The sequence below is a fragment of the Victivallaceae bacterium genome (assembly GCA_036659455.1).
Taxonomy (GTDB): Bacteria; Chlamydiota; Chlamydiia; order Chlamydiales; family Chlamydiaceae; genus JAVXCN01.
Window position 1 is genome coordinate 375,674 of the sequence record JAVXCN010000001.1, and the last position, 15,813, is coordinate 391,486.

The following is a 15,813-nucleotide window of genomic DNA, read 5'->3' on the forward strand; positions in this document are numbered from 1 at the left end:
AAACTTTCCGGGCTATCATCCGAAACTTATAGAAAACGGAATTGCGTGCGGATTCTGCGTTTATGTCTTTTCATTTAGCATCTTATAGAAAATATCGTCCCGGAATTTTTTCGGAAGTACTCGGTCAAAAGGCAGCCGTCACCTTATTGAAGAATGCGATCGTCTTGGGTAAGACGGCTCACGCCTATCTTTTCTCAGGAACGAGAGGTGTCGGAAAAACGACTCTGGCACGATTATTTGCCAAAGCTCTTAATTGCGAGTCTCTTTCTACATGCGGAGAACCCTGTTGCTCCTGCATCTCTTGTAAAGAAATTGCTTTAGGCAATAGTATGAACGTTATTGAAATCGACGGAGCTTCCCATCGAGGGATTGATGATATCAAACAAATCAATGAGACGGTTTTTTTTACTCCTGGGAAATCTCGTTTTAAAGTGTACATAATAGATGAAGTCCACATGCTCACGAAAGAAGCTTTCAACGCTCTTTTAAAAACTCTCGAAGAACCTCCTTCTCACGTAAAATTTTTTTTAGCCACAACGGAACCCCATAAGATCCCCTTAACCGTTTTAAGTCGTTGTCAAAAAATTAATTTAACAAGAGTTCCGGAACCGTTAATTACACAAAAACTCAAAACGATACTATCCGATACAACTATCGAATATGAGTTATCCGCAATCGAAAGAATCGCTCAATCCGCTCAAGGAAGTTTACGTGATGCGGAATCATTCCTGGATTTAGTGATTTCTTATAGCCCGACCAAAATCGATATGTCAACGGTTAATGAAACTATGGGTCTTCCGGATGACTATATCTTTGAAAAAATAAATACCTCCATCTTGCAGTCGGATTACCGAACTCTTTTCGATACGACGAAATTTATTTTTGAAAAAGGTTATGATATTACGCAATTCCTGAATAACCTGACGCTTCGCTATCGCGATCTTTTGCTCACCGGTTCCCCTACGGGTTATTCCGAAGAGCAGCTCCTCTATATCGTTGAATTTCTGGGTGAAGCTTCCTTCAAACTCAAGCAGACCGTTTTCGAAGTCGTTTTTCTGGAAACCGTTTTGCTTCACTTAATCAATTATAGGAAACGACCTTCGTTTTCACAAATTCTGGAATTGAAAAATCTTCCGATTCGAAAAGACAATTACGAACTTGAAGATCGGTATAAAAAAACTTCGGCACTTCAAACTTCTCGTGTCTCCGAACCATCGATGTTGCCGAATAAAGTCGAAATTAAGGAACGGATTCAACATTCCGATATATCCGATCCTAATTTCGCCCAAACTCAAGAATCTCAACCAACTCATCTCGAGATGGTTATTTTTGATAATCTTTTGCAATTCGGAGCCGTCGAATTACAAGGCATTTTAACCAAGAAATAAAGAAAAATATGGGCAGTGGATACTCTAAAAAGAAAAAAGAAGCTCGTTTAATGGAGCAACACTTTCAATCGATGGAGCAGGATATGCTCTCGCAAAGATACATCGGCACTTCCGGTAACGGGTTGGTCACCATCACGTTGAACGGAAAACTGGAGATTGTATTAATAAACATCAAACCGGAATGCATAGACCCGGAAGATCCGGAATGCCTCCAGGATTTGATAATATCTGCGCACAAAAACGCGGTGTCTCTTATCGAAGAGGAAAAAAAACAAAATTCACGATTACTACCGTTCGGATAGCGGTTCTAGGAAGAGCTTAATAATGACATTAAATCGGCATAAGTAGTCGTTTTAAGAGCTTCATCGGCTAGTTGTCTTGCTTGTTCGAAATCAAATTTGGCAACGGTTTGAAGAACGGATGTAAAAGCAGGAGGAGAAACCGACAACTCTTCCAATCCCAATCCCCAGAATAGAGATGAGAATTGTGGGTTAGCAGCAATTTCACCACATAAAGAAACAGGAATACCGTGCTCCTTAGCAACTACCATCGTTTTGCCGATAATCCTTAAAACGGCGGGATGAAGAGGACAATTCAGATAATCCACATCACCCGATTCTCTTCCTATTCCAAGGGTATACTGTGATAAGTCATTGCTTCCTATCGAAAAAAAATCGCATTCTTCGGCCAGCTCTTTAAGCATCAACCATGCAGCAGGCACTTCAATCATACATCCTATTTTAAGATTGGACATCACTAAACTTTTTTCGTCAGAAGACATGATGCCGACAAACATCTTAATGATTTCCTTAACGCGTCTTAGCTCAGTAATATCAGCAACCATAGGCAATAATAATTTGATCGGTCCGGCGAGAGAAGTTCTTATCAGAGCTTTAATTTGAGATTCGAAAATCGACTTATCCCTGAATAACAATCTTAAAGCTCGTTCTTTAAAATTAAATCCCGGAATAACCTTATCTCCGCCGAAATCGAACAATCGAATAACAGGAGGGGTATGAGCCTTACGTAAGGTCAATTTCATGTATATATCGAATTGTTCTTCTTCAGAAGGGAACTTTCCCGCGTTAATAGCTAAATATTCCGTACGAAATAATCCTATCCCGACATCCGGGAAACAATCGTCGATCATGTCAAAATCCTGATAAGAATCAATATTCAAAGACACCCTTCTTTGAGGACGCATTTCGCGAATATAATTGACTCTATCGACTTCACAAGATTTATGAGAAACGGAAATGGAGGATCTGTTCTTACTTCGATAATATTCCAAAGTATCAACCGACGGATTAATGACAATCTCTCCCAAAAAAGCATCGACAATCACTAAAGGAGAATCTTCCGTCAATCTTCTAAGTAACTGTATGTCTATTCCCGATATATAAGGAATTCCCTTAGCCTGAGAAACGATCGCCATATGAGAAGTGGGAGCACCGATTTCGGTAACAAAAGCTCGAATATACGCTGGGTTTGAACACGCAGCATCGGAAGGAGTCAATTTTTCGGAAATGACAATAATGTTCTGATCTAACGTCCCCAAATTTTCTCGATCGGTGCAACATAAATGACTGATGATTCTTCCGGTAACATCTTGAATATCCTGCAATCTATCGATAAAAAAAGAAGTACGAGTCTTATTGATACGTTCTTCTATTTCTCCTAGAACCGCCGTAACGGCATACTCGGCATTTTTTCCGTTGTTTTTAATCGTATCGACAACGTTTTTCGTAAGCGAAGGATCCTTAATAATCTCAAGATGCGACTTTAAAATGGAAGCAATATCATCACCTCCGCGCTGACTTTCTGCCTGTTGTTGTAAAGAAAGAATATCTACTTTCGAACGGTTAAGAGCCTTATAATAACGATTGATCTCATGCGCAATTTCTTCTTGAGGAACAGTCAATTCGTTAATTTTAAACGCAGTGGGAGTGTAGAAAAACGGCCTGCCGATAGAAATCCCCGAAACTATCGTTAATCCTTTAAGTCTAATTTCTTTCGAAACTTTCTCAGTATGGACCTTTGATTCCATCGATTACGTTTCCCCAAATTTATTTTCAAAAATTTCTCTTAAACGCTGCATGGTTTCCGGCGTGTTCTTACCCTTGATTCTTACGAGAATCCTAGCTCCCTCCGATGCACCTAACGTAAGTATACCTAAAATACTTTTAGCGTTGACTTCCTGAGAATTATAGCAGAATAAAATTTCATTCGGTTCGTCCTGCAACGCTCTAACTATCACCCCTGCCGGTCTAACATGAATACCGAGAGCATTTCGAACGATCAAGAAAGATTCCGAGTATTCTTTTTCGTCGGTTTCATTTATCTCTACACCGTTTTCCGTCATCTCCATCCTTTTTTTAAATAGCAGGTTAACCAATCAAGGAAGCGATAATGGCATCCGTCGCTTTCATCGAATTTTCGATTTCCATTTAGAATTTCAATCACTTGATTTAAATCGTTGTCGAGAACGCATATACTCGCATCTCCCATACCCATCACAATTTCCGGGTCGGATAAGAAACATTGATACTCGTTAAGCCCCACCGATTCATAAAAAGGAAACAGACCAAAACCGTCTTCGGCAAAAAACGAATATGAACTTGAATCGGAGATCAAACGATTTCGCACGCGTTGATACGTTCTGGAAAGATTCTTAGTACTTACTATCCCCCCGTCATCGTTTAAGGAAAAACCGTCATGAAGCAAAAAAAAAGCTCTATACTCAGGAGAAAACGTCTGATTGAATCTTTTCTGAAAAAAAGCCTCTATATCACCCGAAAAAGGAGGACCTCCCTGAAAAAATCCATTACCGCCTTTTAAAGAATATACCATACGGAGATCCGAAAAGACATTCATCTCCGTCTTGAAAGCATAAATGCAAATACTGTCCAGACAGTTAAAAAAATCATCTATAATCCCAAGAATTTCCTTATGAATATCGAATAAAGTAAAACAATTTAACCAAATGTCTTTAATGAGTGCCGTTCGATCGGAGTCATCTAAAAGAATGAGCTCATACCATCCTTTCGTTAACAAGGGAATATCGATTATCAATCTTTCCCAAGAAGGAATCGTTGCGGATTGAAAATCAAGTCCTTTATAATAAAATACTTCTTTATCCAACCTGATTCCATCGCAATAATCATGTTTCACAAAATTACCGAAACCTATTTCAAATTTCCTTTGTCGACCGTTCGGACGGCTTTTCAAAACTTTTACGACAAACACCCGTTATTTCGTTACGCCGTTTATTGGATTCTAGGAGCCATCTCCCATTCGCAATTTTCGTCAGGAATCGTAATTTTATTACTATTATTAATCCTGGAAAAAAAGATGCCGAAAAAACTTCCTCTTGCCTTATTCGTTATCTCTTTTTTACTAGCCGGAACGATCCATCCCTCCAAAAATTCAGTTATCGAAGGCAACGGAGTTTTTCGAGTCTTGTCAACGAAAAAAATAAAAGACTATTACGTATGTACGGGAAAATTTCTGAATTTTCGAAAAAAAAACTCCCGAAAAAAATATAAAAATATTCCCTGCTCCGTTTTATCGAATAAAAAACAACAATCAGGAACGGATTATATCCTTTCAGGAAAATTAAAATATATTACTAATAGCAACAAATACTCGTTTAAAAAAAACGCCGATTTCATAAAGTCGGAACCTCGCCAATTGATGTCTAATCCCCGAACTTTCATTAGGAATAAAATCATTCAATATATTGGAACAAATTACCCTAGTCCTGAAGTTCAATCTCTTTTAACGGGAATTTTTTTAGGAAAATCACCCCCAAAGGACTTAAAGGAAAAATTTCAAAAACTCGGACTGGCTCATCTACTGGTCGTTTCGGGATTCCATTTTTCTTTTTTTACAAAATTATTATTACCGATAACTTTTCTTTTTAGGAAAAATCATCGCGCAATATTCCTGATTGTCATGAGCTCTCTATTTCTCTTAATTCAAGAAACCACACCATCCGTTATGAGAAGTTGGATCTGCGGAGTCGTACTGTTTTCCGACTCTTTTTTTAAAGGAAGATGCTCCGGAATTAATCGATTGTCTTTAGCGCTTATTCTAATATCCGCTTTCGATCCCTCGTCACTTTTTTCCCTAAACTTCCAGTTAAGCTTTTTAGCCACGGCAGGAATCATGTTTTTATATAATCCGATAGCCAAATTTTTAAAAAACTGTCTCTTGGGATACTCGTCTTTATCGCGTAACGTGATCAAACGATTGTTACAAAAAATCGGACTATCGATATGTGACATAATGGCAGTTGATCTTGCCGTACATATATTTTTATGGCCAATTTTATTAAAATATTTTCTATGTATACCTTTAAACGGTGTTTTTTATAATTTATTCGTCCCTTTATTGACATATCCCGTTTTCATACTTACATCAACCGGAGCCGTCCTGAATCTCAAGGTTATACATACCTTAAATCATTATTGGTGTACGAATCTTTTGTCCTTGATTAACGATCCTCCCATTACATTTAAGGAAATTCGATCGGAACAACAACTGTCTCAGGAAATTGTTTTTATCTATGTAATAGCCGTCATCATTATAGGCATCATATTAAACGAAAAAACACGACACTTTCCCGAAGAAGAAAAATTCTTATAAAACCCGACTAATAAGCAGCTAACTCACGAACCGTTTGTTCTATCGAATCTTTTTGAGGAAGAGTCTCGTTTTCAAGAATTTTACTGTAAGAAACGGGGCAATCCTGTCCACAAATTCTTTTTATTGGTGCATCCAGAAAAGTAAAAGCCTCTTCCGAAATTTTAGCCACAATCTCAGCTCCAAAACCACACTGCCGAGAAGCTTCATGGACCACTAAAAGCTTGCCGGTCTTCTTGACCGAATCCAGAACGACTTCGGAATCCCAAGGTACAAGAGTCCTTAGATCAATAAGTTCTACAGAAATACCTTCTTTTAATAAATCTTTGGCAATTTCGAAGCATATGGCCAAAGTCATTCCCCAAGAAACAATCGTAAGATCATTGCCTTTAGTCACTATAGAAGCTCTCCCTAAAGGCAGAGTGTAATCCGAAGAAAACAATTCCCGTGCACTGAAGTTTCTTCTTTGGTAAAGGGCCTTATGCTCAAGAAATATCACGGGATTCGGATCGCGAATAGCCGATTTTAAAAGAGCCTTGGCATCCGCCGCATTGCTCGGATAAACAATCTTTAATCCCGGACAATGAGCTAAAAATCCCTCTATATTTTGAGAGTGATAAGGCCCTCCTTGAATATATCCTCCGCAAGGAGCTCTAATGACCAATGGGACAGCCCATTCTCCTCTGGAACGATAATGAATGCTCGCAGCCTCACTAAATAATTGATTGATTCCGGGCCAGATATAATCTGCAAACTGTATTTCAACCACGGGCTTATAAATACCGTCAAACGATAAACCAATGGCCGTTCCGATTATCGTAGCTTCGGCCAGTGGTGTATTGAAACAACGTTGCTTCCCGAATTTTTCAGTTAGTCCTCGAGTAACTCCAAAAACCCCCCCCTTAGGATCTGCTACGTCTTCTCCAAAAACTACGATATAAGGATCTCTAGCCATTTCTTCGGAAATAGCTTCCGAAATCGCATCGCGCATCACTTTTACCGAAGACGAATTCGTTGTAATCGGAGACGGTTCCTGAACGGATTCATAACTGATTAAAGAAGGAACGTAAGGAGCAAAGACATGCAACTGACTACTTCCTTTACTCGGAGAAGGAATATTTTCTGCTTCGGATAAAGCTTGGTCTATTTCAAGAACCGCTTCGCTTTTCAGCAGCTCCAAATCTTCTTCGGTTCCGATTCCGGAAGACAAAATTTCTCTTTCAAGACACAAAATGGGATCTCTCACGGATTCCGAAGATATCATCGAATGTTCCTTATATCTCTCATGATTATCGCTGTTACTATGAGAAAATAGCCTTACGACGTTTGCCAACACGACTGAAGGACACGACTCTTCTCGAGCCTTGCCGAAAGCTTTTCGAAAACAAGTTGTCAGATCATAATAATTTCCACCGTCTACGGAATAAACGTCCACTCCTTTATAACTACGTGCAAGAGCGCCCAAATCTCCCCCGCACTGATCCTTAAAAGGCACGGAAATAGCCCAACCGTTATTCTGAACCACGATGACTAAAGGAAGTCTATTTAGCGAAGCAAAATTCAGTGTTTCATAGAACTCTCCCTGAGAAGTAGCTCCTTCTCCTCCTGAGACATAAACAACTTCGGACTTACCGGAATCCTTGACTCCCCAAGCTCGTCCCGCAGCTTGAAGAAACTGCGTACCGACTACACTGGATTGACAGCAAATTCGTAATTTTTTATGTGAATAATGATAAGGCATCATCCTACCGGATGAATGATTAACTGTTGCTTTTGCAAGAAATGAGCCGAAAAGCTCCACAAAATCACAACCCAGCCCTACAGGAAACCCTTGATCCCTGTAATAAGGAAAGCTCCAGTCTTTTCCTACCGACATCTCAAGACCTGCAACTATTCCGACCAATTCATGACCGGCACAAGAAAGCTGAAAAGAAGCTCCTTTATCAGCTTGCCTAGACAAATTCAACATTTTGGCATCGGCTATACGAGTTTTATAAACCAACTTAAGGACATTAAGTAAATTACTGGAGATTTTTTCCTTAAAAATCGTCACAATTGCCCCCAAGTTTAAAGATTAAAAAATCAATCTATACAGCGAAATCCGAAAAAAAAGCTTTAATTTTATCCATAAAAGTCCGCTTTTTCGGGAAATTTTCAATTTTTTCCGTAGCTGCAAATTTATGTAAAATTTCTTTTTGTTCTTCCGAAAGCTTTGTAGGCGTCTCAATTATTGTTCGAACTAAAAGATCCCCTCTTCCTCTTCCTTGTAAAGAAGGAAATCCTTGATTTTTCACTTTCAGAATCGTTCCGCTCTGCACACCTTCGGGAATACTCAAAAGACAAGTCCCCTCATTTAACAGCGTCGGAATTTCTTTTTTGGCTCCCAATGCGGCATCTACGAAACCGATGGGCAAATCTAATGAAATATCCGTACCGTTTCTTTCAAAAACGGCATGTGACTTAACTTCGATATATACAAAAAGATCTCCGAAGGCAGCATCGTTTTGCCCCGCATCACCCCGACCTTCCATCTTGATACGCATACCGGTATCGATTCCGGCAGGAATTTTAACCGTAATGGTTTTCTTCTCTTTTACTCTTCCTTGTCCAGAGCAACTCTTGCAAGGGTCCGTAACAATCTGTCCTTCACCTCCGCATTCCGGACATGTAGAAGCCATAGAGAAAAATCCCCTATTTTGAATGACCTGCCCAGTTCCTTTACAACGAGAACATTTTTTAATTCCGTGAGCGGATGAAGCCCCTTTTCCCAAACAAGCCTTACAAGGGACATACAAGGACAATATGATTTCCTTTTCAACCCCCTTAGCCGCTTCTTCAAACGTAATCGTTAAATTAACTTTTTTGCTGGCTCCTTTACGTTGAGCTCCCGGCTCACCGCTAGCGCTACCACCGAATCCACCGAACAAACTATCGAAAATTGACTCTTCACCGCCACCTCCGCCGAAAGCACCCATGAAAGTTCGAAGAGCGTCTTCCATATTACCGAAACCACCGCTAAATCCATTTGCACCGACACATGCCCCGTCTTTTCCGAATCTGTCGTAATTCCCCCTTTTCTTAGCATCACTCAGTACTTCATAAGCTTCGGAAATTTCCTTGAAACGACGCTCGGATTCAGCATCACCGGGATTTTTATCAGGGTGGTACTTAATGGCAAGTTTACGATATGCTTTCTTGATTTCATCGGTGCTTGCACCTTTGGAAACCCCTAAAATCTCATAGTATTCCATATTCTAAACGCAACTATCTGGTTCTGTATTTTGCGGCAGCTTTTGATTTTGCTCGTTTTTTTACGGAAGGTTTGTCATAAAAACGATGCGCTTTGGCAGACTTCATAACACCTTCTTTATCCAATTTCTTTTTCAAAATTCGCAAAGCTTTATCTACCGGTTCTCCGATTCTCACTTTCACGCTTGGCATTTCACCAACCCCTTCCAATTAAAATTTAAACTTGCTTTTCAATATAAAATTCGGACTCCTCAAAAACCGAAAATAAAATACACTTAGGCAATCAAGGAAGCTCTGGAATTTTAGCACAAAAAATCATTACCATTCAATGTCAAAATAGCTTCCGTAAAAAAATAAAAATAAATTTTTATTTCTCGGCTTTTGCAAAAATGACTTCTCCGTAATCTATTTCTTTGTTTTCAAAATAATCGTTTCTTTCAAAAAAAGATTTATAAACTCTAGACAAACACCTGGAAGAGAATCGAAGATCACAAAAAGAAAATTTGACCATTTTGTTCATAAGGCTCGAATTCGAAACGATAACCGTAGAACAGTCCCAGTCGGAGCAAAGTTTTTCAAGATCTTTAAGATCAATCGTAACGTTTACCCCTAAATCGGAAACAAACGCTTCGGATATCTTTTTTCTAAGAGATACATGCACTTTACCGGCAGAGGAAGGAACTGCGGCAAAGAATTTTTCCCGAACCCCTTCCGAATACATAATTTCGGTCGATTTCCACCCGAGAACGGGAACATTGAGAGCAGCTCCCAATCCTTTACAAAACGATACTCCGACACGCAAGGCAGAAAATCGACCGGGTCCGCGAGAAACGGATAAATATAATTGCCGGTTTTCGAAAGAAAAATCCTCCAAGATTCCGGCAACGCAATTCCGCAAAAACTCTCCGTTATCTTCTTCGGGAGCAGCTATACGATCAAACAAGACTTTGTTTTGTCCGAATAAAGAAACCCATGGCAAATCCCACCCTGTATCCACGACCAAAAAATACATTGACCTACGACCGAAATCACAAAAATACAACGATAATACGACAATAATATATAACACGCCACTAGATACAAAAAATCCCTAGGATTGTTCGCAGAAAAAAACGATTTTGTGCTAACCTAAGGCGACACGGTAGTTTGCCGTATTTTCGGGTAAGAACACGTTTTTCTTCATCTTATTCGTTCCCCGTTATAGAGTTTCGGCGATTCAAAGACTAGAGGATTGGTTTGACTATAAATAATAACGATAACGAGCATCTTGACGAACAAAACGCTTCCGCAATGGAGAACATTCTGGAAGAAACCGACATCCGACAAGAAGAAAAAAGCCAGCAAGAAGGAGCTCTTCCCGACGAACTCTTCATTCTTCCTTTAAATCGAAGACCTTTCTTTCCGGGTATGGCTGCCCCGATGTTAATCGAAACCGGACCATTTTATGAAGTTCTTAAACTTATAGCAAAAAGTTCACAGAAATATATCGGTTTGTTTCTGACAAAAAAAGAAAATGTAAACATAGCAAAAGTCAATTTTCAAAAATTATACAAAACCGGTGTGGCCGCCCGTATTTTAAGAATCATGCCTCTCGAAAACGGAGGTGCTCAGATTCTTCTTAATATAGAAGAAAGAATTCAAATTGTCGAACCCCTGGTGAAGGATAAATATCTTAAAGCCAAAGTCAGTTATCATCCCGATAGTCGAGTTATAACGGATGAACTTAAAGCTTATTCGGTCAGCATAATATCCGTTATTAAAGAATTATTGAAATTAAATCCCCTCTTCAAAGAAGAGCTTCAAATTTTCCTTGGTCACTCGGATTTCACGGAACCCGGAAAATTAGCCGATTTTTCAGTAGCTTTAACAACAGCTACAAGAGAAGATCTCCAAGAGATTTTAGAAACGACTCAAATGCATTCTCGTATTGACAAAGCGCTCGTATTGCTTAAAAAAGAACTTGATCTAAGTCGATTACAAAGCAGCATCAATCAAAAGATAGAAGCTACCATCACTAAGAGTCAGAAAGAATTTTTTCTGAAGGAACAACTCAAAACGATTAAAAAAGAGTTGGGGCTCGAAAAAGAAGATAAAGCTATCGACATTGAAAAGTTCTCGGAAAGACTTAATAAAAGTATGCCGCCCGATTATGCGATGGAGACGATTCGAGAGGAAATGGAGAAATTACAAACGTTGGAGACGGCTTCCGCCGAATACGCCGTTTGCAGAAATTATCTAGATTGGTTAACGATTATTCCATGGAGTATTCAAAGTAAGGAACATTTGAATCTGGATAAAGCCGAGAAGGTGTTGAATAAAGATCACTACGGGTTGGAAGATATCAAACAAAGAATTCTGGAATTGATCAGTGTCGGAAAGCTTTCGAAAGGGCTTAAGGGCAGCATTATTTGTTTGGCTGGTCCTCCCGGAGTAGGAAAAACGAGCGTAGGAAAAAGCATAGCCAGAGTATTAAATAGGAAATTTTTCCGTTTTTCCGTCGGCGGCATGAAAGACGAAGCCGAAATCAAAGGTCATAGACGGACATACATTGGTGCCATGCCCGGAAAAATGGTTCAGGCTTTAAAACAAAGCCAGACCATGAATCCCGTTATCATGATTGACGAAGTCGATAAAATAGGTATGAGCTATCACGGCGATCCTGCTTCCGCTTTGCTCGAAGTTTTGGATCCCGAGCAAAATAAGGATTTTTTGGATCATTATTTGGATATTCGGGTCGATTTGTCCAATGTCCTATTTATTTTAACGGCAAACGTTTTGGACAATATTCCCGAACCTCTTTTAGATAGAATGGAGGTTCTTAGATTGTCCGGTTACATTTTGGAAGAAAAAGTACAGATTGCCAATAAATATCTTATACCTAAGGCAAGAAAAGAAACGGGATTGAAAGCCGATAACGTATCGTTTTCATTCGAATCCATCAAGCAAATGATAAATAATTATGCTAGAGAAGCCGGCGTACGTAGTCTTGATGCCAACATTAAAAAGGTTTTGCGGAAAGTCGCTCTCAAAATCGTTCGAGATAGTGAACGATCCAAACAAAAATCCGACAATGAAAAAATCAAATATAAATGTAAAAAACAAAATATTACATGCAGTAATTTGGTCGATTATTTAGGAAAACCCCTTTTTACCAGCGATCGTTTTTACGAAGAAACTCCTATAGGAGTAACTACTGGGTTGGCTTGGACCTCTTTAGGGGGAGCTACGCTTTATATCGAATCCGTCGCCACCCCTGCTTCAAAAACAGAGATGCGACTAACGGGACAAATCGGAGACGTCATGAAAGAGTCTTCGCAAATCGCTTGGACTTATCTCAATAGCACCATAGATAAATATGCGCCCGGATATACTTTCTTCGATAAATCCCAGGTGCATATACATATTCCCGAAGGAGCAACCCCTAAAGACGGTCCTTCTGCCGGGATAACTATGGTTTCTTCATTGTTATCACTGCTACTGAACCTGCCGGTTTTTGAAAACTTAGGTATGACGGGAGAAATCACTTTAACGGGTAGGGTTTTGGGAGTCGGAGGCATCCGAGAGAAATTAATCGCAGCCAGACGTTCGAATCTGAGCACCTTAATTTTCCCTGAAGACAACAGACGTGATTACGATATGCTCCCGGATTATTTGAAAAAGGATTTAAAAATTCATTTCGTTTCTCACTATGACGATGTGTTCCCAATCGCTTTTCCGGATCTCGATTAAAATTGTTAGTTTAAGGGTATCGCCGTCATCCCGAACATAAATTTCGATCGTCGATATCCATCCAATCATATTACTCGAATCGAATGAATCCAATATATGGATAGACTTTGCTCATAGAGACAAATGGAAGGATTCGAATTTAGATTTAAAAAAAATTCGTTAATCACAAAATATCAAGGAAATCCGAAAAAATGTTGAATACCTTTAATCCTATTTTCATCAATAATCTCTCTTAGTAATTATTTTGTTATGTAAGACTGACACTTAAACATATGACTCAGGTAACCGAACATACGTCAAATACAACACAATCTCTTGTACAGGCACCTTCACAAAAGTCGAAAACTCCTTTATGCATGAAAATCTGGATTATCGTGTCCATAATCATCGTCTTACTTATTGTTGTCGTTTCTTGTCTGTCTTTAGCCTTGATAATTCCGGCTTGGTCGATTTTTGTTGCCATCGGAGCATTGTTGATATCCTCAATCATAATTAAAATTCTGTCCGGTAGAACAAAAAATCTTGAAACTGCCACCCCTCAAACTTCTTCTTCGGAAAGTCCTAAGATGTCCGAAGTTCAACAGCCTCTTGCCGAGCAAGCCTCCGACAAAGCGAACGAATCGACTCCGGAGGATCGTCCCTCTTCTCCCATTACTCACATGGAAAGAATGATTGAAAAAATTTCCTTAAAATCTTCCGAAGAAACGGCATTGAAGGGACCTGCTATAACTGTAATCGCAAACGATGTGTTCAAAATAGTAGAGGAATAAGCATCCGATCTTCTATCCTCCTCGTTCTTAAGAAAGATTCGATTTATATTAGGGGTATGAGAATCGTATGAGTTCCAGAGAATTAATCGTTTTAGGGACATCAAGTCAGCAACCGACACGCGCAAGAAATCACGGTGCTTATCTTTTAAGATGGAACGGCGAAGGCCTACTTTTCGATCCGGGAGAAGGGACACAAAGACAATTTATTTTTGCCAATATCGCTCCTACGACGGTTACGAGAATTTTCGTCAGTCATTTTCACGGTGATCATTGCCTGGGATTAGGTTCCATGTTGATGCGTTTGAATCTCGATAAAGTTAAGCACCCGATTCATTGCTATTATCCCGCATCGGGAAAACAATATTTCGATAGGTTGCGTTATGGGACCATTTATCACGAGATCATAAAAGTGATTGAACATCCTGTCGAATCCGAAGGAATTGTTGAAGATTTCGGTAACTTTCGTATAGAAGCCCTTTATTTAGATCATCAAGTACCCAATATCGGATGGCGAATTACTGAACCGGACACAGTGAAATGTTTCCCTGAAAAATTAAAAGAGCTGCAACTCGGCGGTTCCGTTATGCAAGAACTGTTAAAAAACGGAAAACTGCTTCATAACGGTCAATTAATCAAATTGGAAGACGTAAGCTATATAAGAAAAGGCGATAGCATTGCCGTAATTGCAGATACTCTTCCATGCAAAAATGCCGTTACTTTAGGACAAAATGCGCGAATGATCATCTGTGAAAGCACCTATCTGGAAGAACATGCGCATCTTGCCCAAACGCATTATCATTTAACGGCGAAGCAAGCAGCGCAAATTGCTTCGAAGGCAAATGCTCGAGAACTCATACTAGTACATTTTTCAGCCAGATATTTAAACATTAAAGATTTTGAGAAAGAGGCTCGAACAATATTTCCTAACACTCAAGCCGGTCAAGAATGCAAAATATATCCCTTTCCAAAAAATGAACGGGTAGATAAATCGCGATCGTAAAGAGGAGTTTTCGTTTCGATTCCATGATTCAAGCCGCCTATCTTTTTCTTGAAGAATTAAAACTCGTCAGAATGTTTTCGGAACATACCCTGCGCAACTATGCATCCGACCTTACGCTTTTAAAAAATTTTATCGAAACGGAAGTTCTTAAAAAATCTCCGGAAGAAACATCCATTCCCATTTGTCATAAAACGTTCTGCGAAAACGGAATGGATCTTGAGAAAATTCAGGATCCGACTCTATCTTTAATCTCCTTGGATTTATTAAGAAAATTCCTTACCGTTCAATCCGTCAAAAGTAAAAAAACTCTTGCGCGATATCTTGCTTCAATTAAAAGTTTTTTAAACTTTTGCGTACGTAAAAAATTAATCTCTTTCAATCCTGCGGAAACCATTAAGACGCCTAAAATCGGAAAATCATTACCGCAACCCTTATCTTATTCTCAAGTCGAGATATTGTTTTCGATTCCGGAGATTTCGAAATATTTCGGTCTTCGAGATCGTTGTATCCTAGAACTTTTTTACAGTTCGGGTATTCGAATCGGAGAATTGGTAGCTTTGAATCGACCGGATCTGGATTTGCATTCATTACTACTTAGAGTCAAGGGAAAGGGAAAAAAGGAGAGAATCATTCCCATAACCAAAAATGCCGGCGACTGGATTCAACGTTATTTAGAAGATCCAAGAAGATTCATCAATGCAAAAGGAGAAGAAATTCCATGCGATTCTTCGGCAATTTTTTTAAACCGATTCGGTAACAGAATAACCCTTCGATCCGTAGACCGAACGTTTCGTTGTTATTTAATCAAAAGCGGTTTATCCGGTAATATTTCTCCACATACCATCCGACATACGATTGCCACTCACTGGTTGGAAAACGGCATGGATCTGAAAACAATCCAAACCATTCTCGGACATTCTTGTCTCAATACGACTACGATTTATACACACGTTTCTTTAAAACTTAAGGAAAAAGTTTATAAAAACACACATCCTCACGCTTAAATTTTTTAGATTCTTGTTTTTTTCAAAAT

The 15,813-nt window shown here is 39.2% G+C and carries 14 protein-coding genes; 7 read left to right on the forward strand and 7 right to left on the reverse strand.

The window, feature by feature from the left end; translation table 11 throughout:
* The first annotated feature begins 62 nt into the window (after positions 1-62).
* On the forward strand, positions 63-1,388 hold the full coding sequence (gene dnaX, locus RSA43_01685) for a DNA polymerase III subunit gamma/tau (GenBank protein ID MEG2495999.1): 1,326 nt from the start codon (positions 63-65) through the stop codon (positions 1,386-1,388).
* Between the two features lie 8 nt (positions 1,389-1,396).
* Positions 1,397-1,690, forward strand: coding sequence for a YbaB/EbfC family nucleoid-associated protein (locus RSA43_01690; GenBank protein ID MEG2496000.1), 294 nt, complete (start codon positions 1,397-1,399; stop codon positions 1,688-1,690).
* 5 nt (positions 1,691-1,695) lie between these two features.
* Here the strand turns inward: RSA43_01690 and ptsP are convergent, their stop codons facing one another.
* Genes ptsP through RSA43_01705 form a run of 3 tightly spaced genes read right to left on the reverse strand, consistent with a single transcriptional unit; the run spans position 1,696 to position 4,559 of the window.
* The gene (gene ptsP, locus RSA43_01695) at positions 1,696-3,435 is read right to left on the reverse strand and encodes a phosphoenolpyruvate--protein phosphotransferase (protein ID MEG2496001.1); all 1,740 of its coding nucleotides are present in this window, start codon (positions 3,433-3,435) and stop codon (positions 1,696-1,698) included.
* A 3-nt stretch (positions 3,436-3,438) separates the two neighbouring features.
* Positions 3,439-3,750, reverse strand: a complete 312-nt coding sequence (locus RSA43_01700; GenBank protein MEG2496002.1) for an HPr family phosphocarrier protein — start codon at positions 3,748-3,750, stop codon at positions 3,439-3,441.
* Positions 3,747-4,559: a hypothetical protein gene (locus RSA43_01705; GenBank protein ID MEG2496003.1), complete on the reverse strand. Its 813-nt coding sequence runs from the start codon at positions 4,557-4,559 to the stop codon at positions 3,747-3,749. Before RSA43_01705 ends, RSA43_01700 begins: the two co-directional genes overlap by 4 nt.
* On the opposite strand from RSA43_01705, the gene RSA43_01710 reads away from it, so the two are divergent.
* Complete coding sequence (locus RSA43_01710) at positions 4,551-6,035, forward strand: ComEC/Rec2 family competence protein (protein ID MEG2496004.1); 1,485 nt, start codon at positions 4,551-4,553, stop codon at positions 6,033-6,035. The genes RSA43_01705 and RSA43_01710 overlap by 9 nt on opposite strands.
* A 7-nt stretch (positions 6,036-6,042) precedes the next feature.
* Here RSA43_01710 and RSA43_01715 read toward each other — a convergent pair whose 3' ends face one another.
* From RSA43_01715 to RSA43_01730, 4 genes are all read right to left on the reverse strand, one after another.
* Positions 6,043-8,085 carry a thiamine pyrophosphate-dependent enzyme gene (locus tag RSA43_01715; GenBank protein MEG2496005.1) on the reverse strand — a complete coding sequence of 681 codons (2,043 nt, stop codon included), beginning with the start codon at positions 8,083-8,085 and terminating at the stop codon, positions 6,043-6,045.
* Between the two features lie 34 nt (positions 8,086-8,119).
* A complete protein-coding gene (gene dnaJ / locus RSA43_01720) occupies positions 8,120-9,283 on the reverse strand; it encodes a molecular chaperone DnaJ (protein ID MEG2496006.1) in 1,164 nt (387 codons plus the stop codon).
* Positions 9,284-9,296: 13 nt separating this feature from the next.
* Complete coding sequence (rpsU, locus tag RSA43_01725; GenBank protein ID MEG2496007.1) at positions 9,297-9,473, reverse strand: 30S ribosomal protein S21; 177 nt, start codon at positions 9,471-9,473, stop codon at positions 9,297-9,299.
* A gap of 175 nt (positions 9,474-9,648) precedes the next feature.
* Complete coding sequence (locus tag RSA43_01730; protein MEG2496008.1) at positions 9,649-10,293, reverse strand: hypothetical protein; 645 nt, start codon at positions 10,291-10,293, stop codon at positions 9,649-9,651.
* A gap of 224 nt (positions 10,294-10,517) precedes the next feature.
* On the opposite strand from RSA43_01730, the gene lon reads away from it, so the two are divergent.
* From lon to RSA43_01750, 4 genes are all read left to right on the forward strand, one after another.
* Positions 10,518-13,010 (forward strand): endopeptidase La, encoded by a 2,493-nt coding sequence (gene lon, locus RSA43_01735; protein ID MEG2496009.1) that lies wholly within the window; start codon positions 10,518-10,520, stop codon positions 13,008-13,010.
* A gap of 272 nt (positions 13,011-13,282) precedes the next feature.
* On the forward strand, positions 13,283-13,780 hold the full coding sequence (locus RSA43_01740) for a hypothetical protein (protein MEG2496010.1): 498 nt from the start codon (positions 13,283-13,285) through the stop codon (positions 13,778-13,780).
* Positions 13,781-13,847: 67 nt separating this feature from the next.
* Positions 13,848-14,780 carry a ribonuclease Z gene (locus RSA43_01745; GenBank protein MEG2496011.1) on the forward strand — a complete coding sequence of 311 codons (933 nt, stop codon included), beginning with the start codon at positions 13,848-13,850 and terminating at the stop codon, positions 14,778-14,780.
* Between the two features lie 23 nt (positions 14,781-14,803).
* The gene (locus RSA43_01750; protein MEG2496012.1) at positions 14,804-15,784 is read left to right on the forward strand and encodes a tyrosine recombinase XerC; all 981 of its coding nucleotides are present in this window, start codon (positions 14,804-14,806) and stop codon (positions 15,782-15,784) included.
* The last annotated feature ends 29 nt before the right edge of the window (positions 15,785-15,813 follow it).

Coding starts and splice junctions, on each gene's coding strand:
- rpsU (MEG2496007.1), bottom strand. CDS start 9,473: ATGCCAAGCGTGAAAGTGAGAATCGGAGAACCGGTAGATAAAGCTTTG.
- RSA43_01740 (MEG2496010.1), top strand. CDS start 13,283: ATGACTCAGGTAACCGAACATACGTCAAATACAACACAATCTCTTGTA.
- RSA43_01710 (MEG2496004.1), top strand. CDS start 4,551: ATGTTTCACAAAATTACCGAAACCTATTTCAAATTTCCTTTGTCGACC.
- RSA43_01690 (MEG2496000.1), top strand. CDS start 1,397: ATGGGCAGTGGATACTCTAAAAAGAAAAAAGAAGCTCGTTTAATGGAG.
- dnaJ (MEG2496006.1), bottom strand. CDS start 9,283: ATGGAATACTATGAGATTTTAGGGGTTTCCAAAGGTGCAAGCACCGAT.
- RSA43_01700 (MEG2496002.1), bottom strand. CDS start 3,750: ATGACGGAAAACGGTGTAGAGATAAATGAAACCGACGAAAAAGAATAC.
- ptsP (MEG2496001.1), bottom strand. CDS start 3,435: ATGGAATCAAAGGTCCATACTGAGAAAGTTTCGAAAGAAATTAGACTT.
- RSA43_01745 (MEG2496011.1), top strand. CDS start 13,848: ATGAGTTCCAGAGAATTAATCGTTTTAGGGACATCAAGTCAGCAACCG.
- RSA43_01750 (MEG2496012.1), top strand. CDS start 14,804: ATGATTCAAGCCGCCTATCTTTTTCTTGAAGAATTAAAACTCGTCAGA.
- dnaX (MEG2495999.1), top strand. CDS start 63: ATGTCTTTTCATTTAGCATCTTATAGAAAATATCGTCCCGGAATTTTT.
- RSA43_01730 (MEG2496008.1), bottom strand. CDS start 10,293: ATGTATTTTTTGGTCGTGGATACAGGGTGGGATTTGCCATGGGTTTCT.